A 26,018-nucleotide genomic window follows, 5' to 3' on the forward strand; every position below is an offset into this window, starting at 1 on the left:
GGAGGGGGGCTACGGGGGTGACCCCCGCAGCCCCCCTCTTCTTTTGGGGCTGCGCCCCGAACCCCGTCCCCTTGGTCTGCGGACCGTGTCCGGTTGTGCCCACCCTCCCCCGAGCTCTTGAGGAGCAGGGTGGCCGGGGTCACTCACCCTGGGAGGGGCGGGCGATTCGGTGCGAGAGCAACGCCGTGGCACGATGCGGGCATGGCTTTGACCGATCTCTGCCGGTATCCGATCGTGCAGGCGCCCATGGCGGGCGGCGCCTCCGGTCCGGCGCTGGCCGCGGCCGTCTCCGAGGCCGGGGGGCTCGGGTTCCTGGCGGCCGGGTACAAGACCGCCGACGGCATGTACCAGGAGATCAAGCAGATGCGCGGGCTGACGAACCAGCCCTTCGGAGTCAACCTGTTCATGCCCCAGGACCCGCACACCGACCCCGCCGCCCTTGAGGTGTACCGCCACCAGCTGGCCGGCGAGGCCTCCTGGTACGAGACCCCGCTGGGCGACGCCGACACCGGGGGCGACGACAACTACGAGGCCAAGCTGGCGATCCTGCGCGAGGACCCGGTGCCGGTGGTCTCGTTCACCTTCGGCTGCCCCGAGCGCCCGGTGTTCGACGCGTTCGCGAAGGCCGGTACGTACACGATCGTCACCGTGACCACCCCGCAGGAGGCGCAGGCCGCGCAGTGGGCGGGGGCGGACGCGGTGTGTGTGCAGGGCATCGAGGCGGGCGGTCACCAGGGCACGTACCGGGACGATCCGCAGGTCGGCGGGGCCGGCATCGGGCTGCTCACGCTGATCGGGCTCGTCCGGGAGACGGTGCAGCTGCCGATCGTGGCGGCGGGCGGCCTGATGCGGGGTGCGCAGATCGCGGCGGTCCTCGCGGCGGGCGCGGACGCGGCGCAGCTGGGCACGGCGTTCCTGGCGTGCCCGGAGTCGGGCGCGAACGTGCTGCACAAGCAGGCGCTGACCAACCCCCTTTTCGTCCGTACGGAGTTGACGCGGGCGTTCTCCGGGCGGCCCGCGCGGGGCCTGGTGAACCGTTTCATGCGGGAGCACGGGCCCTACGCGCCCGCCGCGTATCCGCAGGTGCACCAGCTCACCGCGGGTCTGCGCAAGGCGGCGGCCGAGGCGGGCGACCCTCAGGGCATGGCGCTCTGGGCGGGCCAGGGCCACCGGCTCGCCCGGGAGCTCCCGGCGGGCAGGCTCGTCGAAGTCCTGGCCGCCGAACTCGACGACGCGGCAGCGGAGTTGACCCAGAAACTGCAGAACCTGAAGAACATGAGGAGTGCGTCATGACCGCCCCGGTCTTCGTTGTCGACAAGGTGCCGGGCGGCGGCGAGTTCGTCCTGGACGGGGCGGAGGGCCGGCACGCCGTCTCCGTCAAGCGGCTGCACGCCGACGAGGAAGTGACCCTGACCGACGGCGCAGGGAACTGGGCGGACGCGGTGGTCGTCGCGGCCGAGGGCAAGGACCGCCTGGTCGTACGGATCACGGCGCACGCCACCGAGGACGAGCCGGCGGTACGGATCACCGTGGTGCAGGCGCTGCCCAAGGGCGACCGGGGCGAGGTCGCGGTGGAGACGATGACGGAGACCGGGGTCGATGCGATCGTGCCCTGGCAGGCCAGGCGCTGCATCACGCAGTGGAAGGGCGAGCGGGGCCTCAAGTCCCTTGCGAAATGGCGCAGTACGGCCCGGGAGGCGGGCAAGCAGTCCCGCCGGGTGCGCTTTCCGGACGTACGGGAGGCGATGACGACGAAGCAGGTCGCGGCGCTGCTGGCGGGGGCGGACCTGGCGATGGTCCTGCACGAGGACCGCGCTCTGGGCTCGGCGGCCCTGGCCACGGCGGACCTCCCCGCGCGGGGTGAGATCGTGCTGGTGGTGGGCCCGGAGGGCGGAGTGTCCCCGGAGGAACTGGCCACGTTCGCCGCGGCGGGCGCGATGCCGTACCGGCTGGGGCGCAGTGTGCTGCGTACGTCGACGGCGGGGACGGTGGGGGCGGCGGTGCTGATGGCGAGGACGGGTCGCTGGTCCTGACGGCCCTTCAGCCCCTCGGGGGCGAGTGAGCGAGGCCGGGGCTCGGCCCCGGATCCCGGCCCCTCCCCGCCCCTTCCCGAGACCCGCCGGGGGTGGGACGGCCTGGCCAGGTGCGGTTGTTCGGCCGCGGCCGGTACGTGGCTGGTCGCGCAGTTCCCCGCGCCCCTGACAGGGTTGGTCCTGGCCGGGTGCCGGGGCCGAATCGGGTTGAGGGGCGCGGGGAACTGCGCGAGCAACCACCCCCGGTCCGCAGCCGAATCTCCACCCGTCACCGGCCGGAGCCGACCCCACCCCCCGGGAGGGTTTCGGGAAGGGGCGGGGAGGGGCCACCGGGGTCCGGGGCGGAGCCCCGCGCCCACCGGGCGGCGGCCGGACCGCGACCAGAGCTGGACCGGACCGCGGCCGGGGCGCGCCCGGAAGGCGAGGGGGATGGCCGCAGGAGGTCTATCGCACCCCGCGCCGCGGTGGCACCCTGGCGCTCATGGGGGCCAAGAGGTCGCACCGCCGAGCACCGCACACCGCCCGCCGCAGGGCATACCGAACCCTGCCCGCCGCAGCCATGGCCGCGCTGGCCGTCGGCGGCGCGGCGGCCTGCGACCCCGTCGGCGGGCTCAACTCCGCCGCGGTCGCGGTCACCACCGACCAGACGGCGACCGCCGCGCTCCAGCACCAGCACGTCAGCATCAAGTGGCTCACCTGCACCGCCAACCTCAAGGGCGGCCCCAGCGCGACCCCTTCGGCCGGCAGCACCACCCAGCAGGTCGCCGACGTGAACTGCCAGGGCGAGACCAAGGACGGCAAGCCGATCACGGTCAAGGGAACGGTCACGCAGGAGGTCGAGGGCCGCTGTGTGAAGGGTGACCTGACCGCCAAGGTCGCCGACAAGACCGTGTTCCGCGCCAGTGTGCTCGGCAACTGCAACGCCCCCGCCCCGACGACGGGCCCCGCGAGCCCCGCCCCCGGCGGCCGCCCCACGGTCACGGTGACCGTCACGGTCACGGAGTCCTTCCAAGGCAAGTAGCACGCTGCGCACCAGCCGGGCCACCCCCTCCATGAGCCGGAACGCCAGAACGCGTTGAGTAGCATGCGGTTACCTGATCAACGCGACCAAGGAGGACCGGACCGTGGCCGGAGAGCCGCAGGCCGACTGCCTGTTCTGCAAAATCGTCTCGGGCGATGTCCCGGCGACCGTCGTGCGGGAGACCGAGACGACCGTGGCCTTCCGCGACATCAACCCCCAGGCGCCCACTCACGTCCTGGTCATCCCGAAGGTCCACCACCCCGACGCCGCCGCGCTCGCCGCCGCCGAACCGGCGATCCTCGCGGACGTGGTGCGCGAGGCCGGGGAGGTCGCCCGCGAGGAGAAGGTCGACGGCACCGGCTACCGGATCGTCTTCAACACCGGCAGCGGCGCGGGCCAGACCGTCTTCCACGCGCACGCGCACGTCCTGGGCGGCCGTGGCCTCCAGTGGCCGCCCGGATAACCACCTCGTACAGCCCGCACAGCAAGGCGACTCACCGTGTCCGTACGTGAATTGGTGGTGCTCGGCACCGCCAGCCAGGTCCCCACCCGGCACCGCAACCACAACGGCTATCTGCTGCGCTGGGACGGCGAGGGCATCCTCTTCGATCCCGGCGAGGGCACCCAGCGGCAGATGCTGCGGGCCGGGGTCGCCGCCCACGACATCAACCGGATCTGCGTCACGCACTTCCACGGCGACCACTCGCTGGGCCTGGCCGGGGTGATCCAGCGGATCAACCTCGACCGGGTCCCGCACCCGGTCACCGCGCACTACCCGCTCAGCGGCGAGCACTTCTTCGAGCGGCTGCGGTACGCCACGGCCTACCGCGAATCCGTGCAGCTGGCCCAGGAGCCGGTCGCGGGGGAGGGCGCGGTGCTGGCGGCGACAGCCTCGTACACCCTTGAGGCACGCCGGCTGTCGCACCCCGTCGAGTCGTACGGCTACCGGATCGTCGAGCCGGACGGGCGGCGGATACTGCCGGAGCTCCTCGCCGAGCGCGGCATCAAGGGCCCCGACGTGGGGCGCCTCCAGCGCGAGGGCGAGCTGAACGGCGTCACCCTCGACGATGTCAGCGAGGTCCGGCGAGGGCAGCGGTTCGCGTTCGTCATGGACACCCGCCTGTGCGAGGGCGTGAGCGCCCTCGCGGACGGCTGCGACATGCTGGTCATCGAGTCGACGTTCCTGGACGGCGACTTTCAACTCGCCGTGGACCACGGCCACTTGACGGCCGGACAGGCGGCGGCGGTGGCCCGCGACGCGGGCGTGCGCCACCTCGTCCTCACGCACTTCTCGCAGCGGTATTCCGACCCCGAGGAATTCGAGCGGCAGGCACGGGCCGCCGGGTACGAGGGCGAACTGACCGTGGCCGCGGACCTGATCAGGGTCCCGGTCCCGAAACGCACGACCACCTGACGCACCACCCCCTGACGCACCACCCCAGAGAGCCCCCCATGCCCCTCCCCCTCCCCAAGGCCGAACTCCACCTCCATATCGAAGGCACCCTCGAACCCGAGCTGGCCTTCGAACTCGCCGCGCGCAACGGCATCGAGCTGCCGTACGCCGACACCGAGGAACTCCGCAAGGCGTACCTCTTCGACGACCTGCAGTCCTTCCTCAACCTGTACTACTCGCTGATGACGGTGCTGCGGACCGAGGACGACTTCGCCTCGCTGGCCGACGCGTATCTGACCCGCGCAGCCGCCCAGGGCGTGCGCCACGCCGAGATCTTCTTCGACCCGCAGGCGCACATCGCGCGGGGCGTGTCCATCGGGACGGTGGTGGAAGGACTGTGGCGCGCCCTGTCGGTGAGCGAGGAGCGGCACGGCATCTCCACCCGCCTGATCCTCTGCTTCCTGCGGGACGAGCCGGCCGAGTCGGCGCTGCTCACGCTGGAGGCGGCACGGCCGTACCTGGACCGGATCACGGGCGTCGGACTCGACTCGGCGGAGGTCGGCCACCCGCCGGCCAAGTTCCGCGAGGTGTACGAGCTGGCCGCCTCGCTCGGGCTGCGCCGGGTCGCGCACGCGGGGGAGGAGGGGCCGCCGGAGTACATCACCGAGGCGCTCGACGTCCTGGGCGTGGAGCGCATCGACCACGGCCTGCGCGCCCTGGAATCCCCGGATTTGGTGGCCCGCCTGGTCCGCGACCGCATCCCCCTCACTCTGTGCCCTCTCTCGAACGTACGCCTGCGCGCGGTCGACACCCTGGAGGAGCACCCGCTGCCCGCGATGATGGACGCGGGGCTGCTGTGCACGGTCAACTCCGATGACCCGGCGTACTTCGGGGGGTACGTGGACGACACGTTCCACGCGGTGCGGGAGGCGCTCGGGGTGTCCCGCGAGCGCCTGAGGGAGCTGGCGCGGAACTCGTTCGAGGCGGCGTTCCTGGAGGGGGAGGAGGGGCGGAGGGAGCGGTATCTGGCGGAGGTGGAGGCGTACGACTTCGACGCGGAGTAGTGGGCTGGGGGGTGCAGGGTGGCTCCCAGCCCCGAGAGCCTGACCTCCCGGGCTCCACCCCGACCCCCTTCGGCGGGCCTGCCCGCCCACCACCGCCCCAGCGTGGAGAGCCCGAGCCCCTGGGGCTTTGCCCCAGGCCCCAGCGGGCCTGCCCGCCCGCCTGTGGCTCAGTGTTGAGGGGCTGAGCTCCTGGGGCTGTGCCTCGGGCCCCGGCGGGTTTGCCCACCCGCCCGCCCGTGCCTCAGTGTTGAGGGGCTGAGCTCCCGGGGCTGTGCCCGAGGCCCCAGCGGGTTTGCCCACCCGCCCGCCCGTGCAGGGAGTCGAGAGGCCGAACCCCGGGGCTCCGCCCCAGACTCCAGGGGGCTTTGCCCCATGTTCGCATCGGAGGCTCTGCCTCCGAACCCCGGGGCGGGCTCGCCCTCCCGCCCCATGACGGGGATCGGAAGGGCTGAGCTCTGGGCCCGACCCAGTTCCCCGCCCCGCACTCGCCGGCGGGCTGGACGTTGTGGACGGATTTCGGCCGGCGACCGTGGGTGGCTGGTCGCGCAGTTCCCCGCGCCCCTGGCAGGGTTGGTGTCGCCTCCCTCGGTCTGTGCCCCGGACTCACGACGTCCGTCGGCGTGCGGGCCGTGGGTGGTTGCTCGCGCGGTTCCCCGCGCCCCGGTAGGGCACCCAGCACTGTCGGTCGCGTCCATCGCGCGGCGGGGTCGCGCAGTTCCCCGCGCCCCGGGCGGTGCCGTCCTTGGCTCTGGTGCCCAGGCGGGCATCCTCGGCTGGTGGACGGTCATGGATGTCGGACCACTCCTAGCCTGTCCGGCGTTTGAGGACGAGCGCCCTTGAGGCGCGAACGGGGTCTGGGGCGGAGCCCCGGAGAACCCGGCTTCACCTCTTCACAACCCCCGGAGGGTTTCGGGGAGGGGCGGGGTGGGGCAGCCCCCGGGGTCTGGGGCGGAGCCCCGGGAAACCCCGCTTCACCTTCCCCACCCCCGGCGGGTCTGGGGAAGGGGCGGGGTGGGGAAGGCTCAGGACGCCAGGACCTTGCGGCGGCGTTTCGCTCGCGAAGTGATCGGGATCTCCGCGACCTCCTGCTCCGGCACCCCGATCTGCGGAAGCAGCGCGGACGAGGCCCCCGCCCGGCCCGCCGCGACGGCCGCCGCCGCACCACCCCGGCGCCGGATGGAGCCGGGCACCAGCGGCCGCCCGGCCGTATGCAGCGCGACCGCCGTCATCGGCGCGGCGATCAGCAGGAGCAGCGTGCACAGCACCAGCCCCATCCCCCGGTACCCCGCGTACTCGGAGAGCAGGCTGCCCGTGAGGGGGCCGCAGGCCACCCCGAGGGAGGAGGCCGAACCCGCGAGCACCGCCCAGCGGCCGCGCGGGTCGAGCGAGGCGGACAGGCCGATCAGGTAGGAGAGAACCACCGGGTAGAAGACGTTCCAGAGGATCTCGCCGGACGCGAAGGACACCAGGCCCCGAGCCGACGAACTCGCCACGATGCAGCACGCGATGACCGCCGTGCCCGCCCCGATCGGCACCGCCCGCCCGAGCCGCGCGCCGAGCGCACCGGCGCCCAGCACGCCGAGCAGTCCCGCGCCGAGCCCCGCCGCGAACACCATGCCGACGGTGACCTCGGTCAGCCCGGCCTGGGTGAGGCCGATCCGCCCGCTCACCCCCCACAGCGCGTTCTGCGCGAGGGACCAGCAGAGCATGGTCGCGGCCAGGACCGTACCGGAGCGGCGGTGCGGGAGCCGTACGCCCGTGGCCTCGGAGGTCTCCCCGGTCTCCGCCGGCCGGCTCGGACCGCAGGTGTCCGGAAGCCGTCGCGTCGCGGGCCACACCAGCGCCGCCACCACCGCGATCGCGGCGAGCGGGATCGCATGCCCGCCGCCGAGGTGAGGGATCGTCAGATACAGCGCGCCCGCCGTCGCGGAGACCGAGAGCAGGCCCAGCGTGGAGGTGCGGTGGGGGTTGCGCTGGGCGGCGATGCCGGCCGCGGCCACCGCCGTGGCAGTACCGGAGCCGAGGCCGCCGACCACCGCGCCGGCCACGACGAGCGGGACCAGGGTGGTCAGGGCGGCGCCGCCGTACCCCGTGATCATGAGGAGCAGGCCGAGCCCGGCGAGGCGGCGCGGGCCGTGCCGCTCCACTCTGGAGGCGAGGCCGAAGCCGGCCGTCGCCGAGCTCAACAGCAGGGTGGAGCCGATCAGTCCGGCCTCTGTCGGCGAGAGCCCGAGCCCCGCCGAGAGGCGGCCGACGACGGTGGGAAGGAGGTACGCGGCGAGGTAACCGGTGGTGAAGACGGCGACCAGGGGCCAGGCGGCACGAGAGCGTGCGGACATGGGCGTTCCAAGGAACAGTGCCCGTGGGGCAGGGAGGCCAAAGAGGGGGATGCGCCCGGTGTTGTGCGGGATCGCGGGCCCAATTTGTATCAAGCGTCCCGAGTGCGCGAAAAGCCGAGAGTGAGTGATCTGGGTCACATGTTGTTTGGCCTGGGGTCGGTCGGGTAGACGAGCGAATTTCGTTAGGAGGGAGGGGGGTTGGGGGCGGTCGTCGGCGGACGGGCCCCTTGACGACCGGCTGTTCACATATCTAGTCTCCATTTTCATTGGTGGACCAGTTGCTTCTGGGTGGACGAGATCGCGGAGGAGAGGCGGCGCCGTGCGCGGACAGCGGATTGCCGAGGTGCGGCTGACCCCGGTCCTCATTTCCGACCCCCCGCTCCTCAACGTCCAGGGCGTGCATCAGCCCTACACTCCCCGCCTGGTTGTCGAGATCGTCACGGTTGACGGGGCCACCGGAGTCGGCGAGACGTACGGCGACACCAAGTACCTCGAACTCGCCCGCCCGTACGCCCGGGCCGTGGTCGGCCACGACATCGCCGACCTCAATGGGCTGTTTACATCCATGAACAAGATCGGGGTGGCCGACTCCCGGATCGACCACTCGGTCGACGTCGGCGGGCTGCGCGGCGTCCAGAGCGCCGACAAGCTGCGCCTGTCCGTCGTCTCCGCGTTCGAGGTGGCCTGCCTGGACGCGCTCGGCAAGATCCAGGGCGTGCCCGTGCACACCCTGCTCGGCGGCAAGGTCCGCGACGCCGTGGAGTACAGCGCGTATCTCTTCTACCGCTGGGCCGAACACCCGGGCGGCGCGGGCGAGAAGGACGCCTGGGGCGCGGCCCTCGACCCCGCCGGGATCGTCGAGCAGGCCCGCCGCTTCGTGCGCGAGCACGGCTTCACGTCCTTCAAGCTCAAGGGCGGCGTCTTCCCGCCCGAGCAGGAGGTCGCCGCGATCCGCGCCCTGGCCGACGCCTTCCCCGGCCACCCGCTCCGGCTCGACCCCAACGGCGGCTGGACGCCCCGGACCTCGCTCAAGGTCGCCGCCGAACTCGCGGACGTACTCGAATACCTGGAGGACCCGGCGCCGGGCACGGCCGCGATGGCCGAGGTGTCGCGGGGCACCGGCGTGCCGCTCGCCACCAACATGTGCGTGACGACGTTCCCGGAGATCAGGCAGGCGTTCCTGACCGACGCCGTCCAGGTGGTCCTGTCCGACCACCACTACTGGGGCGGCCTGCGCAACACCCGTGAACTCGCCGCGATCTGCCGGGTGTTCGGGGTCGGCATGTCCATGCACTCCAACACCCACATGGGGATCAGCCTCGCCGCGATGACCCATGTCGCGGCCACCGTCCCCAACCTCGACTACGCCTGCGACAGCCACTACCCGTGGGGGACCGAGGACGTGATCACCGCCCGGCACGTGTTCCGCGACGGACGCCTGGACGTCCCTGACGCCCCCGGACTCGGCGTCGAACTCGACCCCGCCGCACTCGCCCGCCTCCACCGGCGCTGGCTCGACGACGACGGCACCCTGCGCGACCGCGACGACGCGGCCGCGATGCGCCGGGCGCCGGAGCACGCGACCTGGACAAGTCCGGTGCTGCCCCGCTGGTAGCGGCCCCCGGTCGGCGTACATCGGGCAGACTTGCCAGATCTGTACGCGAACGGAGAGCCCGCCGTGACGACACGACCCAGCAGAGAGCAGCCGCCCCACGAGCCCCAGCGGCCCCGCCCGGAATATGCGCCCGAGCGCGACCGCACGCCCGCCGAATGGCACCGTCCAGGCGGCGCCGACTCCCTGACCGAGCGCCGTCACGCCGCGGGTGCCGAGCCCCGCCGGTCCTCCCGGCTCGACCCGCTCGACGGGCTGCGCGACCCGCACGACCCGCCCTGCGACGTCTTCCTCACCGGCACGGTCTTCCTCGACATCATCTTCACCGGGCTCGACTCCGCCCCCGTACGCGGCACCGAGTCCTGGGCGCGCGGCATGGGGTCGAGCCCCGGCGGCGTCGCCAACATGGCCACCGCGCTCGCCCGCCTCGGCCTGCGCACGTCCCTGGCCGCGGCCTTCGGCGACGACCACTACGGCGAGTACTGCTGGGACGCGCTCGAACAGGGCGAGGGCATCGACCTCTCGCTGTCGCGCACCGTGCCCGGCTGGCACTCCCCGGTCACCGTCTCCATGGCGTACGAGGGCGAACGCACGATGGTCACCCACGGCCACGAGGCGCCGCACGAACTGTCCGCGCCCAACTGCCCGCCCCGCGCCCGGGCCGCGGTCGCCTCCCTGGTGCCGGGGCGGAGCGAGGGCTGGATCGCGGACGCGGCGAGCTCCGGCGCGCGGGTCTTCGCGGACGTCGGCTGGGACGACACGGGCCGCTGGGACCTGGCGGGGCTCCCCGACCTCGAACACTGCGAGGCGTTCCTGCCCAACGCGGCCGAGGCGATGGCCTACACCCGGACCGACTGCCCGCGCGCGGCGGCCCGCGCCCTGGCCGAGAAGGTGCCGCTGGCGGTGGTGACGCTGGGGCCGGAAGGCGCGTACGCGGTGGACGGCGCGACGGGCGAGACGGCGGACGTCCCGGCCATCGAGGTCGAGGCCCTCGACCCGACCGGAGCGGGCGACGTCTTCGTGGCGGGCTTCGTCACCGGCACCCTGGCCGGCTGGCCGCTCGCGGACCGGCTCGCCTTCGCGGGGCTCACGGCGGCGCTGTCGGTCCAGGAGTTCGGGGGCTCGCTGTCGGCGCCGGGCTGGGCGGAGATCGCGGGCTGGTGGGAAAAGGTCCGCACCCTGGCTCACCAGGACCCCGCGGCCCTTCGCCGCTACACCTTCCTGACCGACCTGCTCCCAGGCGCCGCCCGCACCTGGCCCCTGCGCCGAGCGGTCCCCACCCTGGGCTTCCGCCACCCGGTCTGACCCTGCACGCGGGGGCAGAGCCCCCGGACGCGGCCCGCGGACGAAGGGAAACGGGGGAGGGGGCTCAGCCCCAGTGAGGTCGGCAGGGGCACCCCGGCCGGGCGCAGGGCGGAAAACCCCTCGGAGGCTCGCGCGGCAAGTCGTACGCTTGGTATCCCAGAGGTTCCCGAGCAGCGAGAACCCTGCAACGGGAGGTATGTGCAGGCCACAGAGCCGGCCCATGACTCAGACACCCACACACCCGCAGGCGCACGCCCAGATCACCATCCCTGCCAAGCACCCCATGGTGACGATCCTGGGTTCGAGCGACTCCCTGCTGCGCGTGATCGAGAAGGCCTTCCCGTCGGCCGACATACACGTACGGGGCAATGTGATCAGCGCCGTGGGGGACGCGACGGAAGTCGCCCTCATCCAGCGACTGTTCGACGAGATGATGCTGGTGCTCCGCACCGGACAGTCGATGACGGAGGACGCAGTGGAACGCTCGATCGCCATGCTCCGGGCCAATGGCAGCGCCAACGGCAACGGAGCCCATGGGGACGGACACCGCGAGACACCCGCAGAGGTGCTCACGCAGAACATCCTCTCCAGCCGCGGCCGCACCATCCGCCCCAAGACCCTGAACCAGAAGCGGTACGTCGACGCGATCGACAAGCACACGATCGTCTTCGGCATCGGCCCCGCCGGTACCGGCAAGACCTACCTCGCCATGGCCAAGGCGGTCCAGGCCCTGCAGTCCAAGCAGGTCACCCGGATCATCCTGACCAGACCGGCCGTGGAGGCCGGCGAGCGCCTGGGCTTCCTGCCCGGCACGCTCTACGAGAAGATCGACCCGTACCTGCGCCCGCTGTACGACGCCCTGCACGACATGCTCGACCCGGACTCGATCCCGCGCCTGATGGCGGCCGGAACGATCGAGGTCGCCCCGCTGGCGTACATGCGAGGCAGGACCCTGAACGACGCCTTCATCATCCTCGACGAGGCGCAGAACACCAGCGCCGAGCAGATGAAGATGTTCCTGACCAGGCTCGGCTTCGACTCGAAGATCGTCATCACGGGTGACATCACCCAGGTCGACCTTCCGGGCGGCACGAAGAGCGGTCTGCGGCAGGTCCAGGACATCCTGGACGGCGTCGAGGACGTGCACTTCTCCCGGCTCACCTCGCAGGATGTCGTACGGCACAAGCTCGTCGGCCGTATCGTCGACGCGTACGAGCAGTACGACAGCCGCCAGGACCAGAACGGCCGGGGCGGCCGGAACGGGAAGTAGAGCAGAGCGCACCATGTCGATCGACGTCAACAACGAGTCCGGAACCGAGGTCGACGAGCAGGCGATCCTCGACATCGCCCGCTACGCCCTCACACGGATGCGGATCCACCCGCTCTCCGAGCTCTCGGTGATCGTCGTGGACGCCGAGGCCATGGAGCAGCTGCACATCCAGTGGATGGACCTGCCGGGCCCCACCGATGTCATGTCCTTCCCGATGGACGAGCTGCGTCCGCCGTCGAAGGACGACGAGGAGCCCCCGCAGGGCCTCCTCGGTGACATCGTCCTGTGCCCGGAGGTCGCCAAGAAGCAGGGCGAGGACGCCGAGACGCAGCACTCCATGGACGAGGAGCTCCAGCTCCTCACCGTCCACGGGGTGCTGCACCTGCTCGGCTACGACCACGAGGAGCCGGACGAGAAGGCCGAGATGTTCGGCCTCCAGGCGGCCATCGTGGACGGCTGGCGCGCGGAGAAGGGCCTGACCGGTCCCTCCCCGGCGCCGACCGTCTCATGACCGGCCAACTCATCGCGGGCGCCGTCGCGCTGGTCGTCGTCGCCTGGCTCGCGGCCTGCGCCGAGGCCGGCATCGCCCGTACGACCTCCTTCCGCGCGGAGGAGGCCGTACGCACCGGCCGGCGCGGCAGCGCCAAGCTCGCCCAGATCGCCTCGGACCCGACGCGCTACCTCAACGTGGCGCTGCTGGTGCGGGTCGCCTGCGAGATGGCCGCGGGGGTCCTCGTCACGTACGTGTGCCTCAACGAGTTCGGCGAGACCTGGGCCGCGCTGCTCGTCGCCATCGGCGTGATGGTGCTCGTCTCGTACGTCGCCGTCGGCGTCTCGCCCCGCACCATCGGCCGCCAGCACCCCCTGAACACCGCGACGGCGGCCGCGTACGTGCTGCTGCCGCTGGCCAGGGTCATGGGGCCGATCCCGCAGCTCCTGATCCTGCTCGGCAACGCGCTCACCCCCGGAAAGGGCTTCCGCAAGGGGCCGTTCGCGTCCGAGGCCGAGCTGCGGGCGATGGTCGACCTCGCCGAGCAGGAGTCGCTGATCGAGGACGACGAGCGCCGGATGGTGCACTCGGTGTTCGAGCTGGGCGACACCCTGGTGCGCGAGGTCATGGTGCCGCGCACCGACCTCGTCTGCATCGAGCGGTACAAGACGATCCGCCAGGCCCTCACCCTCGCGCTGCGCTCCGGTTTCTCGCGCATCCCGGTGACCGGCGAGAACGAGGACGACATCGTCGGAATCGTGTATGTGAAGGACCTGGTCCGCAAGACGCACATCAACCGGGACTCCGAGGCCGACCTCGTCTCCACCGCGATGCGGCCCGCCGCCTTCGTGCCCGACACCAAGAACGCCGGTGACCTGCTGCGCGAGATGCAGCAGCAGCGCAGCCACGTCGCGGTCGTCATCGACGAATACGGCGGCACCGCCGGCATCGTCACCATCGAGGACATCCTGGAGGAGATCGTCGGCGAGATCACCGACGAGTACGACCGCGAGCTGCCGCCGGTGACCGAGCTCGCGGACGGATGCTTCCGGGTGACCGCCCGGCTCGACATCGGCGACCTGGGCGAGCTGTTCGGCTTCGACGAGTTCGACGACGAGGACGTGGAGACCGTCGGCGGGCTGCTCGCCAAGTCGCTCGGCCGGGTGCCGATCGCGGGCGCATCGGCCGTGGTGGAACTGCCCGACGCCCGCAGGCTGCGGCTCACCGCCGAGTCCCCGGCGGGCCGCCGCAACAAGATCGTCACCGTACTGGTGGAGCCGGTCAAGGACGACGAGGAGAAGGGGAGCGCGGAGTGACACCGAAGCAACTGAGAGCGTTCTGCCTGGAGTTCAACGCCGCGACGGAGGAGTTCCCGTTCGGCCCGGAGACCTCCGTCTTCAAGGTGCTCGGGAAGGTGTTCGCGCTCACCGCGCTCGACGGGAAGCCGCTCACCGTCAATCTCAAGTGCGACCCGGACGACGCGGTCCGGCTGCGCGAGGAGCACGCCGCGATCGTGCCGGGCTGGCACATGAACAAGCGGCACTGGAACACCGTGGACGTGGCCGGGCTCCCGGACCGGCTGGTCCGGGAGCTCATCGAGGACTCGTACGACCTGGTGGTCGCCGGTCTGCCGAAGGCCGAGCGGCTCCGGCTCGACCGGGCCTGACGCAGGGCCTGAGCACTCAGGCCCGCTTGCGCAGGCCGAGGCCGATCAGGGCGGCCGCCGCGACCACGATCACCGCGTCGATCGCGAGCACCGTGCGCACCCCGTCGAACAGCGAGGCCTGCGTCGTGGCGAGCACGCCGAGCAGCGGGATGCCGACGGTCAGGCCGACCTGCTGGGTGGTGGTGACGAGGCCGGTCGCCAGGCCCTGCTCCTCGTTCGGGACGCCGCTGGTCACGGTCACGCCGTACGAGATGATCGCGCCGAGGTGGCACATGCTGGCCAGCGAGACGGCGACGGTGGCGAGCAGGGCGCCCGACTCGGTGCCCAGGCCGAGCAGGGCGGCGATGAAGACGCCCTGGCCGAGCAGCGAGCCGACCAGGACCCGCCGGGCGCCGAAGCGGCCGATGAACCTGGCGGCGTACGCACCGGCGACGGCCGAGGCGACGCCCTGGACGCCGAAGACCAGGCCGGTCTCGAAGGACGAGAGCCCCAGGGTCTCCTGCAGGTAGAGGGTCAGGACGAAGACGACCGCGGACATCATCGAGAAGGTGACCAGGCCGCCCAGGTTGCCCCAGGCCACCGTGCGGCGCTTCAGCATCGGCAGCGAGACCAGCGGGGCCGAGGCCTTCGACTCGACGATCACGAAGGCGACGAGCAGGGCGAGGCCCGCGAGCAGGGTGCCCCACACGTCGGCGCCGCCGAAGCCGCGCTGGGCCGCCGTCGACAGGGCGTAGATCACCGCGAGCAGACCGCCGGTGACGGTGACGGCGCCGGGCACGTCCAGGCGCGGCCGCTCGGGGGTGCGGGACTCGGGCAGCAGGCCGGGGGCGAGCACAAGCACGATCACCGCGAAGGCCACCAGCAGGCCCATCGTGGAGCGCCAGCCCAGGGTGTCGGTCATGATGCCGCCGAGGACCATGCCGATGGTGAAGCCCAGCGACAGCAGGGTGCCGGAGATGCCCAGCGCCTTGTCGCGCAGCGGGCCCTCGGGGAACGTCGTGGTCAGCAGGGACATGCCGGTCGGCACGATGACGGCCGCGCCCAGGCCCTGCAGCGCGCGCCCGGTCAGGAAGGACGCCGGGTCCCAGGCGAGGGTGGCGAGCAGCGAGGCCGTGCCGAACAGGGCCAGGCCGGTCAGGAACAGCTTCTTGCGGCCGAAGAGGTCGGCGATGCGGCCGAACAGGAGCAGGAAGCCGCCCGAGGGCAGGGCGAACGCGGTGACCGCCCACTGGAGTGCGGACCGGCTCAGGCCCAGGTCCTTGCCGAGCGCGGGCAGCGCCACGTTCAGCACGGAGAAGTCGAGCGCCACCATGAACTGGGCGGCGCAGAGCACGAAAAGGACCAGCTTGGCCCGGCCGGTCAGCCGGTCCACCTGAGGAGCCGCCGTGTGCGGCCCGGTGATTGTCGTCTGTGTATCGATCGCCATGGCCACTACCTTCGCGGCCCGGGAATGCCCGTGGAGAGTGGGAACTTATCCTGTTGGTGGCACCACCAGGCAGCCGACAGGGGGAGTTCGTGGCTACACCGATCGACCAGCACCGGCGCAGCGAGCTGCGCGAGTTCCTCATGAGCAGGCGGGCCAGGATCACCCCCACGCAGGCCGGGCTGCCCGACGGCGGGGCCCGTCGCCGCACCCCCGGGCTGCGCCGCGAGGAGGTCGCCGTGCTCGCCGGGGTCGGCGTCTCCTGGTACCAGTGGCTGGAGCAGGGCCGCGACATCACGGTGTCCCCGCAGGTGCTCGACTCGGTGGGCCGGGTCCTCCAGCTGACCAGCGCCGAGCGCCGCCACCTGTACGTGCTCGCCGGGCTCAACCCGCCGGCGCCCGAGGTCGACCCGGCGAACGTCGACATGTGCCACGGACTCCAGCGCCTGATCGACGCCTGGATGCCGTTCCCCGCGCACATCATGGACGCGTACTGGAACACGGTGATGTACAACGACGCGGCCGCGCTCGTCCTCGGGATGCGCCCGGAGATCGTGCAGAACTGTCTGATCGCGTTCTTCACCGACCCCATCTACCGTGCCCGCGCCAAGCGTTGGGACGAGATCGCCTGCACGGTCGTCGCCCAGTTCCGGGCGGCCTGCTCGGAGCGGCCCGACGACGAGGGGTTCCGGGCGGTCGTCGAACAGGCCAAGGAGCTCAGCCCGGAGTTCGTGGAGCTGTGGGAGCGGCGCGACGTCCAGCCCGGCGGGCTGGTCCGCAAGGAGATGGAGCACCCGGTCGTCGGCGCGCTGCACGTCGAGTCGACCCAACTGCGCGTCCCGGCCCGCCCGGACCTGGTGATCGTGCTGCACACCCCGCTGCCGCACACGGACACCGCCGAGAAGCTGGAGTGGCTGACCTCCCCGGAGGGCCGGCGGGGGTCGATGTATCCGATCGCGGGGTGAGGCCCTGCGCGGGGGGCGGGCGGGCCGTCACGTAGGGTGCAGAAGTCACCACATGTCCTGTTTCTGCTCCCGTGGGGGGATAAGCATGCCCGTTTCCTTCTCTGTCTCCGCTTCCGCCAGACGCACCGCCGCCGTGGCCCTGGCCGCCTCGTCCCTGCTGTTCGCCGCAGCGTGCGGAGGTTCGGACGCCAAGAGCGACAAGCCTGCCGAGAAGGACGGCGCCAAGTCCACGGCATCCTCCGGTGCGGCCAAGTCGTCCGTCACCGAGGCTCAATTGAAGGCGGCCCTGCTGACCGAGAAGGACGTCCCGGCGGGCTGGAAGGCGGGCCCGAGCACCGGTGGCCTCACCTTCGGCAAGGCCACCAAGCCCGAGTGCCAGAAGCTCCTGGAGCTGATGCAGAGCGAGTCCGCCCCGATGGGTGCCGCCGCCCGGCAGACGAGCAACTTCGAATACGGCCTGCAGCAGGTCTTCGGCTTCGACGGCGACAAGGCCGCCGGGTACCTCAAGGGTTTCGAGGCGACCCTCGCCCAGTGTGCCGCCTTCACCGTCGACATGGAGGGCGAGAAGTACCCCGCCGCCGTCAAGCCGCTGACCGTGGACAAGGCGGGCGACGAGGCTCACGGCTACGAGCTGGTTCTGGACATGGGCCCGATCAAGATGGGCTTCCACAATTACGTGGTCCGCAAGGGCGGCGCTCTGAGCACGCTCTCGACGAAGGGCAAGCAGCCGGTCGGCCTCCCGGAGGCCGACTTCAAGACCGTCACCGCCACCGTCGCCAAGAAGCTGGACCAGGCGGTCAAGGGCTGAGCCCCCGCGGCCTCGGGGCCCGGCACTCCTTATGCTCGGGGCATGACTCAGAGCACCGAACTCGACCCCGAGGACCGCAAGATCATCACGCTCGCGCGCAGCGCCCGGGCCCGCAACGGCGTGGCCGAGGGCGCTGCCGTGCGCGACGAGACCGGCCGCACGTACGTCGCCGGGACGGTCGAGCTCGCCTCCCTGAAACTGTCCGCCCTCCAGACCGCGGTCGCCATGGCCGTGGCCAGCGGCGCGAAGTCCCTGGAGGCGGCGGCGGTGGTGACCGAGGCGTCCCGCCCCGCGGAGGCGGACCTGTCAGCAGTACGAGACCTGGGCGGCCCCGAGACCCCGGTACTGCTGGCGGGCCCGGACGGGGAAGTACGCGCCAGGGCCTGACCGAGCTGCTCGCGCAGTTCCCCGCGCCCCTGTAGACGTCAGGGCTGGGCTGTTCAGCGCCCCGAAGGGGCGCGGGGCTGTGACATGTGCGGCTCCGCCGCGATGGGGGTCCCCCTGTTCGAGCGGAGCCGGGAACTTGGGGGAGCGGCCGGCCACGTACGGCCCGCACCCGACGGCGAACCCATTGAGGGGCGCGGGGAACTGCGCAGAAACCCCGCCCCACCCGCCCCGTAAGAATCAAGGCGATGCCCCTTGCAATCCGGCGCGCCCCGCGCATCAATGGACGCACAGTCGATCCGACGGTCCGTCAGATTCGCGGGCGGTCGGCACGGGGTGCAGAGCCGCAGCCCCGCGCCGGAGTCGGATGCGCTCCCTCCGCGCAGTTGAAGCAGCCCCTGCAGAGCCATGCCCGCACGCCCGCGCACCCGTGCACGTGGGCCATCGGGGGCCGCTGCGCGGTCGTGTGCCGATGACGCGGCAGACGATCAACTCCCTGTAACGGGAAGGGGAATCATGCGTAAGAGCATCAGAAGGCCGGTCGCGCGGGCCGCACTCGCGGTGGGGGCGGTGGCCGTGGCGGGCCTCGCCTTCGCACCGGGCGCGGCCGCCGTCTCGCCGGGCTCGGCGACCGCCACGTACGACTGCGGAACCTGGGGCGGCGGCAGTGCCACGCTCACCGCCACCCAGAGCGGTACGGCCGCGACCATCACGCTGACCTCGGCCGTCACCACGCCGGTCGCCGTCGGCGCCAACCAGATCAGCGCGAACCTGACCCTCGCCAAGGGCGCCGGTGGCACCACGGTGTTCAGCGGCAAGGCCAACCCCGCCCTGAACGCGGGCGACCCGGTCACGATCGGCCCGCTGAACGGGACCGTCGCCTCCGGCGACAGCCTCGACTCGTACTTCGCCGGCACCGCCCTGTCGATGACGATCTTCGGGGTCTCGGTGAACTGCGATGCGACGACCTCGCAGGCGCCGGGCCCGTTCGTCTTCGACTGATCCGGGCACCGGAAACACCACGCACCACGCAGAACGAGCCGGTGCCGTCCCGGGCGGCGCCGGCTTTCGTGTGCCCTCGGCGCCCCCGTGCGACCACGCCCAAGTGGTGTGAAATGCCAGGATCTTGACAGTATCTGATGGGTCATCAGTTGCTGCGCCGGGATGGCATTGACTTCTTTTCGCGGCGAGCCGTCAATGGCCCCCTGCCGGCGCAGCCGAGCCGCGCTGTGCCACTTCAGGAAGGGGGGCAAGCCCATGTCGGAACGTCGAAGACGGCGTCTGGCCGCCGTATTGGGGGCGGTCGCACTCGCCGCCGGAACCGGCGTGCTCGCCGCACCCGCGAGCGCACTGGCCGCGACGCCCGTCGACTTCGCCACGCACTGCATCCCGCCGGCCATCGCCGGAATCCCGCCGATCGACGGCACCACGAACGCGACCGTCACCGTCGACAACGCGGCACCCAAGGTCGGCGACAAGGTCACCGTCACCTACACGGTGAACAAGCCCGCCGCCAGCAACCCCGTCGACATCGCCCTGCCCGCCGACATCATGACCCCGACCGGAAAGGTCGTCCTCGCGGGCGCCCAGACCGGCACCGTGGACGTGGCGGGCCCGAAGAAGAACGACCCGGTGCCCGGCAAGGGCGCCTTCCCGGCGTTCTCCATGAGCGGCAGCTTCACCGCCACCAAGGCCGGCGCGATCACCCTGTCGCCCGGCGACTACAACATCCACACCAGCTACATCATGGAGCTGGACACGCCCTGCACCGTGACCAACCCGCCCGCCCCCGTCTCCGAGACGGTCAACGCGACGGACGGCGGCGGACAGGTCAACCAGCGGACCATCACGGCCGCCCCGGCCTCGGGCAACGCCGGTGACCGCACGACGGTGACCGGGTCCAAGTTCACCCCCAACGCGGACATCACCGTCGCGGGCTGGAACGGCACCGCCACCACCGCCGACAAGATCACCTTCAAGTCGGACGCCAACGGCGGCTTCACCGCCCGGCCGGCGATCACGGACCCGGCGACCACCGGGATCGTGGCCTACGAAGGAGCGGCCTGGGACCCGGCGAACGGCGCGGGCCCGGTGGCGTACCACGTCAACAGCGGGCCGCCGCCGACCGGACCGAGCCAGAAGCTCAACGCGGCCGTCACCGCGGGCACGCTCGCGATGTCCCAGGCCGGTGACAGCGTGAATCTGGGCGCCGTCGACTTCGGCAAGGGCGGCGCCTCCACCGGCGATCTGAAGACGGTGACGGTCCAGGACTTCCGCGGCGGCCCCGCGGGCTGGTCCCTGACCGGCAAGGTCACCAACTTCACCGGCCCCGGCGGCTCCATCGACGCGGGCAAGCTCAGCTGGACCCCGGCCTGCGCCACCAAGCCCGGCTCCCCGTCCGTGTGTGCCGCGGGCTCGGCCGGCAGCGTGGGCAGCGCGGGCGCGACCCTCGCCTCCACCCCGAACGCGGCGCTCACCGGCGGCGAGTTCACCGTGGACGCGAAGCTCTCGCTGGACGTGCCGGCGTTCACCGCGCCCGGCGCCTACAGCGGCGTACTGACCCTCACCCTCACCTAACTCCACCACCCGTGGGCCGGACGCGCACCCGGCCGGCCCACCCGTCCCCGGGGGTCCCGCACCGTGCGCAAGCTGTCCGCACTCCTCCTGGCTGCCGTGCTCGCCCTGCTCGCCGCACCCGCGGCCCGCGCCGCCGACAACGGCAACTGGTCCGTCTTCCCCGCCTCCACGGGCAGCTCTCAGCGCCCGTACTTCTACCTCTCGGCCGACCCCGGAACCACCCTCGCCGACAAGGTGACCGTCACCAACAAGACGGCGGCGCCGCTGAGCTTCCGCCTCTACGGGGCGGACGCGTACAACACCGAGCGCGACGGCGGGTTCGCCGTGCGCACCGAGAAGGAGAAGCAGACCGGGGTGGGAGCCTGGGCGAAACCCGCCCAGAACACGGTCACCGTCCCCGCCCGGTCCTCGGTCACCGTGCCCTTCACGCTCGCCGTGCCGCCGGACGCCGAACCCGGCGACCACGTCGGCGCCCTGGTCGCGCTCGACGACCACGTCGCGCCGGGACAGGCCGCCGACGGCAAGGTCGCCGTCGGCATCCAGCAGGCCGTGGGCGCCCGCGTCTATCTGCGCGTCGGCGGCCCCACCGTCCCCGCCCTCGCCGTCGAGCGCGTCTCGCTCGCCCAGCACCGGCCGCTGGTCCCCGGCACCGGGGAGAGCCGCACCGACATCACGTACACCCTGCACAACCGCGGCAACGTCACCCTCGACCCGAAGGTCGACCTGAGCGCCACCGGACTTTTCGGCCGTACGCTGCTCAGCCGCGGCCTGACCAAAGTCCCCTCCGAACTGCTGCCCGGGCAGCAGGTCACACTCACCGAGGCATGGCACGGATCGCCCCAACTCGACTGGGGTGAGGTCAAGTTGACGGCCAGCGCCAAGGACGCGCGGGGCTCGGCGACGGCCTCCTTCCTGGCGCTGCCCTGGCTGGCCGGAGCAGTCCTCCTCGCCGCCGCCCTCGCCTTGGTCGCCCAGCGGATCGTGCGCCGTCGTATCGTGGCCCGGTCATGACACGTACGGCAGGTGAGGGGCAACCGTCATGCGGACGGGGCGCAGGGAAAAGCTGACGGGGTGCGCGGCGGTGCTGGTGGCACTGGCCACGCTCGCGGGATGCGGCGGCTCGGACGGCGCGGATTCGGAGAAAACCGCGTCGCCCGCCCAGGGTGCGGCGAAGGCCGCCGTCGGGGGCAAGCCGTTCACCCAGGCGCAGACCGACGCGGCCCTGCTCACCGCGCAGGACCTCGGCGCCGGCTGGGCCGAGGACGAGGACCCGGCGGACAGCCCCTCCGAGGACGTCAGCGGGGGCGACAACTCGGACGTCGGTGCCGAGGGCGGCACCGAGAGCGCCAACAGCGCGCAGTGCGACACGTACATGGAGACGTGGAACGGGCCCAAGGAGGGCCAGGACACGGCGAGTTCGACCCGCGACTACGCCAAGGACTCCGGCGCCGAGCACCTCACCTTCCGGGTCGTGGCGTACCCCTCCGCCGAGGAGGCGGCCAAGGCGGTCGCGGCCTCCCGCGCCCTGCCCGCCGCCTGCGACGGGGGCTCGCTCGACTTCAACTGGGGCGGGCCCGAGAAGAGCGAGGTCAAGGCGGAGAGTGTGGCGAAGCTGGGGGACGAGGCGGTGGGGATGCGGGTGACGGCGGCGCTCGCCTCGGTGCCGGGCACCGAGCTCCACATGCAGGTCCTGACGGTCCGCGAGGGGGCGAACGTCTCCACGGTCACCTTCGCCGCCCAGGCCCCGGCGGACCCGGCCCTGCTTCCCTCCTTGCTGGCCAAGGCCGCCGCCCGCCTCCACACCGTGACCCAGGGCGCAACGCCCCGACCCTGACCTTTTGCAGATGCCTGCCCCTTTTCGCCCCCCGATTCCGGCGGGCCGGGGCGTGGGGCCGGGCCCGCTCAGGGGCGGGAAACCGCAGGGCTGGGCGGCGGGGCCCCCGGGATCGGGGAGAATGGGCGGCATGAGCGCTCGTACCCCTGCCGCCGACACCGCCGCCGCCCCCACCCACCGGGCCGGCTTCGCCTGCTTCGTCGGCCGCCCCAACGCGGGCAAGTCCACCCTCACGAACGCTCTGGTCGGGCAGAAGGTGGCCATCACCTCCAACCGCCCGCAGACCACCCGGCACACCGTGCGCGGCATCGTGCACCGCCCGGACGCCCAGCTGATCCTGGTGGACACCCCCGGCCTCCACAAGCCGCGCACCCTGCTCGGCGAGCGCCTCAACGACGTGGTGCGCACCACCTGGGCCGAGGTCGACGTGATCGGCTTCTGTCTGCCCGCCGACCAGAAGCTCGGCCCCGGCGACAAGTTCATCGCCAAGGAACTCGCCGGGATCAAGAAGACCCCCAAGATCGCGATCATCACCAAGACCGACCTGGTCGACTCCAAGACGCTCGCAGAACAGCTCATCGCCGTCGACCAGCTCTCCAAGGAGCTCGGCTTCGAGTGGGCGCAGATCGTGCCGGTCTCGGCGGTCGGCGACAAGCAGGTCCAGCTCGTCGCGGACCTGATCATCCCGCTGCTTCCGGACAGCCCGCCGCTCTACCCCGAGGGCGACCTCACCGACGAGCCCGAGCAGGTCATGGTCGCCGAGCTGATCCGCGAGGCCGCCCTCGAAGGCGTACGGGACGAGCTGCCGCACTCCATCGCCGTCGTCGTGGAGGAAATGATTCCGCGCGAGGACAGGCCCGCCGACAAGCCGCTCCTGGACATCCACGCCAACGTCTACATCGAGCGCCCCAGTCAGAAGGGCATCATCATCGGCCCCAAGGGCAAGCGCCTCAAGGAGGTCGGCATGAAGTCCCGCAAGCACATCGAGGCCCTGCTCGGCACGCCGGTCTTCCTCGACCTCCACGTCAAGGTGGCCAAGGACTGGCAGCGCGACCCCAAGCAGCTCCGCAAGCTCGGGTTCTGATCCGGGAAACGACGCGGCCCCCGCCGGAACATCGTTCCGGCGGGGGCCGACGTACAGCCGCGTGGGGTTACGACACCTTCGGTGCGCAGCGCATGCCGATGTAGCAGACGCCCGTGCCGTCCTGGAGTTCGGAGAAGACCACCGGCATCCAGTCCGCGCTGTACGCGCCGGAGCCCGCGCCCGCGAACACCTTGTCCGTGACCGCGACGAGGTCCATCTCCAGCGGCGGCGAGAAGTCCTTCATGCCGCCGACGAACTCGTACACCAGGTGCGGCTTGCCGTCCTCCTTCTCGGAGACGGTGATGAGGACGCCCTCGCGCTCGTACGTGCCGGTGAGCGGCGCGAAGTCCACCTCGACCGGCTCGGCCGGCGGCTCGAACGGCGCGGGCATCTCGACCCCGGCCAGCTCGCCGAGGAGTTCGGCGAAGAGCTCCTCGTAGAGGCGGCGCGCGTCGCCGCCGTTGGTGAGCAGGACGAGGGCGACGCCCGCGCTCGGCACCACGCGCAGGAAGCCGTACTGGCCGATGGAGGCGCCGTCGTGGCCGAAGCCCGTGATGCCGTTCCAGTCGTAGAGGGTCCAGCCCAGGCCCCAGCCGTCCGCGTGGACGGTCCACTTGTCGGGGGAGTCGACCTCGCGGGTCTGCATCGCGATGACGCTGCCCGGGGTGAGCAGCCGGGTCCCGTCGGGGGCGGTGCCGCCCGCGAGGTGCATCTGCGCGAGCCGGGCCACGTCGCCGGCGGTGGCGAGCACCCGGCCGTACGGGCCCGCCGAACGCGGCATGAGGTCCCAGGCCGGAGCCGGCGCCGGGTCCTGGCCGTACTCGCCGAGGTGGCCCATCGCGGCCCGGAACTGGAGCGCCTCCTCGGGCAGCGTCATCGTGCTGGTCACGCCGAGCGGGGCGAGCAGCAGGTCCTTGAGCGCCTGGTCCCAGGTCGAGCCGGTGATCACCTCGATCATGCGGCCGAGCACATTGAAGCCGAGGCTGCTGTAGGAGCAGGCGCTGCCGGACGGGCAGTCGAGGGCGACCCCCTTGGCGGCGTCGACGTACAACTCCAAGCAGTCGTCACCGCGCCCTGAGTCGAAGGTGAAGTCGCAGGTCAGGCCGCTCGTGTGGGAGAGGAGCCGGCGGGGCGTGATGGTCCGGCTCGCCTCCTCGTCGGCGACGGTGAAGTCCGGGAGCACCGCGCGGACCGGTGCGTCCAGGTCCAGCTTCCCGGCGTCGACGAGCTGCATGGCCAAGGTCGCGGTGTACGTCTTGGCGAGGGAGCCGAGCTGGAAGATCGAGTCGGTGGTGGCCTCCACGCCGGTGCCGGTGTGCAGCACCCCGCTCGCCAGCTCGTGGACCTTGTCGTGGGTGAGCACGGCGAGGGAGGCGCCGGGCACGTGGTGGGTCTGGCGCAGCCGGTCGAGCTTGGCCTGCCACTGGTCGAGGTAGAGGCGCTCGCCGCCTGAGTCGCTGGCGCCCCACTCGCCCTCGGCCCGCCAGTTCCCCCGCTCGTCCCAGCTCACGTTCTTCGACATTGCTTTCCCTCCAAGAATGCGTACAACGTGCTCCCGCTGCGAACACTGTACGCAGGTGGTTAGGTGTGCGCAAGGGCGCACACTGTACGCACCCCGCGTGAGGCCGCCCCGGCGGGGCACGACGGGGCGGGCGGCCCAGACGGCCCGGTGAAAGCGGGTGGTCCTCCCGTTTTCGATCCCATCGGGATCAAACTCAACCATGGCAAGTCGCGTCTGCCGAAGGGAGGTTGAGCAGTTGAACACCCGATGGCCGGAATCTGCCATTCCATGGCGGCCGGCTCCCCGGAACATCCGGGAACCGCGCCGCTCGCGGCCAGGTCCCGGCGTGCGGGGCGGCCGGAATCAGTCGAACGGTTTCCAGTCGCCCTCAACAGCCGTCACACGTCGGCCGGTTCGGCGATCAGGGCCGTGCCCGCCGGGCGGAACCCCAGGGTCGCGTACATCCGGGCCACGTCCGCGTCGCCCGCCGACAGGAACACCGTCGTCGCCCCCTGCGCCCGCGCGTCCGCGACAAGCGCCGCGGTGACCGCGCGCCCGAGGCCCCGGCGCCGCGCGGCGGGCAGCGTGCCCACCCCGACGATCTCGGTGACCGGGCCCACCGGGTTGTGCATCCCGGAACACAGCGGAAGGCCGTCCTCGATCGCCGCCGCCATCGCGCTGTGGCCCGCCCGGAGCCGCTCGGCGACCTGCCCGGCCCGGCCGTCGCCCGCGCGGGCGGTGATCTCGGCGGCCAGCTCGGCCGGGCCCGCCGGGCCGACTCCCGTACCGGGCGCGGCGAAGGCGAGGTGGGGCACGACCAGGGCCGCGTGCAGCAGCGGATCGTCCGGACCCAGCACGCGGACCAGCGGGTGCGGCTCGGCGGCCGGCGACTCGGGGTCCAGCACCATCAGCGGGTGCTCGTGCACCGCGAGGCCCGACTCCTCGACCGCCGCGCGCAGCCCGGGGCTCACCTCGGCGACCCACTCGAAGGCCTCGGGCGCACCGAGCTCGCGCTGGCGGGCCCGTACCCTGTCGACATCGGCGGCCGTCACCGGCCCGGCGTGGCCGAGGGTGGGCCGCGCGTAGAAGGGCCAGCCCGCGCCCCCGCGGACGAAGAGGGTCAGCGGACCGAAGTCCTCGGCGCGGGCCGAACTCCTGGGCGCCGCATCGTAGTAGCGCTCAAGATCATCCAACTGGGTGTGGGCAGGCAGGCTCATGGTGCGCATCAAAGCAGCCGCCCGGCCGGCCC

24 protein-coding genes are annotated in these 26,018 nt (G+C 72.1%); 20 read left to right on the forward strand and 4 right to left on the reverse strand.

Annotated features, from left to right (window positions below; genetic code table 11):
- Positions 1 to 201 precede the first annotated feature (201 nt).
- The 6 genes from ABD346_RS23115 to ABD346_RS23140 all read left to right on the forward strand — a co-directional run bounded on the left by ABD346_RS23115 (position 202) and on the right by ABD346_RS23140 (position 5,511).
- Positions 202 to 1,293, forward strand: a complete 1,092-nt coding sequence (locus ABD346_RS23115) for a nitronate monooxygenase (protein WP_344377322.1) — start codon at positions 202 to 204, stop codon at positions 1,291 to 1,293.
- Positions 1,290 to 2,033, forward strand: coding sequence for a 16S rRNA (uracil(1498)-N(3))-methyltransferase (locus tag ABD346_RS23120; RefSeq protein ID WP_344377323.1), 744 nt, complete (start codon positions 1,290 to 1,292; stop codon positions 2,031 to 2,033). Before ABD346_RS23115 ends, ABD346_RS23120 begins: the two co-directional genes overlap by 4 nt.
- 481 nt (positions 2,034 to 2,514) lie before the next feature.
- Positions 2,515 to 3,054: a hypothetical protein gene (locus tag ABD346_RS23125; protein ID WP_344377324.1), complete on the forward strand. Its 540-nt coding sequence runs from the start codon at positions 2,515 to 2,517 to the stop codon at positions 3,052 to 3,054.
- 103 nt (positions 3,055 to 3,157) lie between these two features.
- Complete coding sequence (locus tag ABD346_RS23130; protein WP_344377326.1) at positions 3,158 to 3,517, forward strand: histidine triad nucleotide-binding protein; 360 nt, start codon at positions 3,158 to 3,160, stop codon at positions 3,515 to 3,517.
- A gap of 36 nt (positions 3,518 to 3,553) precedes the next feature.
- Positions 3,554 to 4,468 carry a ribonuclease Z gene (locus ABD346_RS23135; protein ID WP_344377328.1) on the forward strand — a complete coding sequence of 305 codons (915 nt, stop codon included), beginning with the start codon at positions 3,554 to 3,556 and terminating at the stop codon, positions 4,466 to 4,468.
- Between the two features lie 38 nt (positions 4,469 to 4,506).
- Positions 4,507 to 5,511, forward strand: a complete 1,005-nt coding sequence (locus ABD346_RS23140) for an adenosine deaminase (RefSeq protein ID WP_344377329.1) — start codon at positions 4,507 to 4,509, stop codon at positions 5,509 to 5,511.
- A 1,022-nt stretch (positions 5,512 to 6,533) separates the two neighbouring features.
- Here ABD346_RS23140 and ABD346_RS23145 read toward each other — a convergent pair.
- Positions 6,534 to 7,850, reverse strand: coding sequence for an MFS transporter (locus ABD346_RS23145; protein WP_344377331.1), 1,317 nt, complete (start codon positions 7,848 to 7,850; stop codon positions 6,534 to 6,536).
- Positions 7,851 to 8,169: 319 nt separating this feature from the next.
- Here ABD346_RS23145 and ABD346_RS23150 point away from each other — a divergent pair, with 319 nt between their 5' ends.
- The 6 genes from ABD346_RS23150 (at position 8,170) to ABD346_RS23175 (ending at position 14,193) form a co-directional block, all read left to right on the forward strand.
- Positions 8,170 to 9,465 (forward strand): glucarate dehydratase family protein, encoded by a 1,296-nt coding sequence (locus tag ABD346_RS23150; RefSeq protein ID WP_344377332.1) that lies wholly within the window; start codon positions 8,170 to 8,172, stop codon positions 9,463 to 9,465.
- A gap of 183 nt (positions 9,466 to 9,648) precedes the next feature.
- A complete protein-coding gene (locus ABD346_RS23155) occupies positions 9,649 to 10,767 on the forward strand; it encodes a carbohydrate kinase family protein (protein ID WP_344377685.1) in 1,119 nt (372 codons plus the stop codon).
- 220 nt (positions 10,768 to 10,987) lie between these two features.
- The gene (locus ABD346_RS23160; RefSeq protein WP_344377334.1) at positions 10,988 to 12,037 is read left to right on the forward strand and encodes a PhoH family protein; all 1,050 of its coding nucleotides are present in this window, start codon (positions 10,988 to 10,990) and stop codon (positions 12,035 to 12,037) included.
- A 13-nt stretch (positions 12,038 to 12,050) separates the two neighbouring features.
- Positions 12,051 to 12,548 carry an rRNA maturation RNase YbeY gene (gene ybeY / locus ABD346_RS23165; protein WP_100578292.1) on the forward strand — a complete coding sequence of 166 codons (498 nt, stop codon included), beginning with the start codon at positions 12,051 to 12,053 and terminating at the stop codon, positions 12,546 to 12,548.
- Entirely contained in the window at positions 12,545 to 13,843 is a 1,299-nt protein-coding gene (locus ABD346_RS23170) for a hemolysin family protein (protein WP_344377336.1), read from the forward strand. The genes ybeY and ABD346_RS23170 overlap by 4 nt, the downstream gene beginning before the upstream one ends.
- Positions 13,840 to 14,193 carry an MmcQ/YjbR family DNA-binding protein gene (locus ABD346_RS23175; RefSeq protein WP_344377337.1) on the forward strand — a complete coding sequence of 118 codons (354 nt, stop codon included), beginning with the start codon at positions 13,840 to 13,842 and terminating at the stop codon, positions 14,191 to 14,193. The genes ABD346_RS23170 and ABD346_RS23175 overlap by 4 nt, the downstream gene beginning before the upstream one ends.
- A 16-nt stretch (positions 14,194 to 14,209) precedes the next feature.
- Here ABD346_RS23175 and ABD346_RS23180 read toward each other — a convergent pair whose 3' ends face one another.
- Positions 14,210 to 15,619: an MFS transporter gene (locus ABD346_RS23180; protein WP_344377338.1), complete on the reverse strand. Its 1,410-nt coding sequence runs from the start codon at positions 15,617 to 15,619 to the stop codon at positions 14,210 to 14,212.
- Positions 15,620 to 15,759: 140 nt separating this feature from the next.
- Here ABD346_RS23180 and ABD346_RS23185 point away from each other — a divergent pair, with 140 nt between their 5' ends.
- From ABD346_RS23185 to era, 8 genes are all read left to right on the forward strand, one after another.
- Positions 15,760 to 16,581: a helix-turn-helix transcriptional regulator gene (locus ABD346_RS23185; protein WP_189964489.1), complete on the forward strand. Its 822-nt coding sequence runs from the start codon at positions 15,760 to 15,762 to the stop codon at positions 16,579 to 16,581.
- 85 nt (positions 16,582 to 16,666) lie between these two features.
- The gene (locus ABD346_RS23190) at positions 16,667 to 17,389 is read left to right on the forward strand and encodes a hypothetical protein (RefSeq protein ID WP_344377339.1); all 723 of its coding nucleotides are present in this window, start codon (positions 16,667 to 16,669) and stop codon (positions 17,387 to 17,389) included.
- Between the two features lie 42 nt (positions 17,390 to 17,431).
- The gene (locus tag ABD346_RS23195; protein ID WP_344377341.1) at positions 17,432 to 17,776 is read left to right on the forward strand and encodes a cytidine deaminase; all 345 of its coding nucleotides are present in this window, start codon (positions 17,432 to 17,434) and stop codon (positions 17,774 to 17,776) included.
- 513 nt (positions 17,777 to 18,289) lie between these two features.
- Positions 18,290 to 18,775, forward strand: coding sequence for a hypothetical protein (locus ABD346_RS23200; protein ID WP_344377342.1), 486 nt, complete (start codon positions 18,290 to 18,292; stop codon positions 18,773 to 18,775).
- Between the two features lie 255 nt (positions 18,776 to 19,030).
- The gene (locus tag ABD346_RS23205) at positions 19,031 to 20,350 is read left to right on the forward strand and encodes a beta-xylosidase (protein WP_344377343.1); all 1,320 of its coding nucleotides are present in this window, start codon (positions 19,031 to 19,033) and stop codon (positions 20,348 to 20,350) included.
- Positions 20,351 to 20,413: 63 nt separating this feature from the next.
- Positions 20,414 to 21,361, forward strand: coding sequence for a WxL protein peptidoglycan domain-containing protein (locus ABD346_RS23210; protein WP_344377345.1), 948 nt, complete (start codon positions 20,414 to 20,416; stop codon positions 21,359 to 21,361).
- A gap of 28 nt (positions 21,362 to 21,389) precedes the next feature.
- Positions 21,390 to 22,184 carry a hypothetical protein gene (locus ABD346_RS23215; RefSeq protein WP_344377346.1) on the forward strand — a complete coding sequence of 265 codons (795 nt, stop codon included), beginning with the start codon at positions 21,390 to 21,392 and terminating at the stop codon, positions 22,182 to 22,184.
- A 130-nt stretch (positions 22,185 to 22,314) separates the two neighbouring features.
- Positions 22,315 to 23,268: a GTPase Era gene (gene era, locus ABD346_RS23220; protein ID WP_189964105.1), complete on the forward strand. Its 954-nt coding sequence runs from the start codon at positions 22,315 to 22,317 to the stop codon at positions 23,266 to 23,268.
- Positions 23,269 to 23,335: 67 nt separating this feature from the next.
- Here the strand turns inward: era and ABD346_RS23225 are convergent, their stop codons facing one another.
- Together ABD346_RS23225 and ABD346_RS23230 are read right to left on the reverse strand one after the other, a co-directional pair.
- Positions 23,336 to 24,790: a serine hydrolase domain-containing protein gene (locus ABD346_RS23225; protein WP_344377349.1), complete on the reverse strand. Its 1,455-nt coding sequence runs from the start codon at positions 24,788 to 24,790 to the stop codon at positions 23,336 to 23,338.
- A gap of 377 nt (positions 24,791 to 25,167) precedes the next feature.
- Positions 25,168 to 25,986: a GNAT family N-acetyltransferase gene (locus ABD346_RS23230; RefSeq protein ID WP_344377350.1), complete on the reverse strand. Its 819-nt coding sequence runs from the start codon at positions 25,984 to 25,986 to the stop codon at positions 25,168 to 25,170.
- Between the last annotated feature and the right edge of the window lie 32 nt (positions 25,987 to 26,018).

Source organism: Streptomyces mauvecolor, assembly GCF_039532965.1.
Taxonomy (GTDB): Bacteria; Actinomycetota; Actinomycetes; order Streptomycetales; family Streptomycetaceae; genus Streptomyces; species Streptomyces violascens.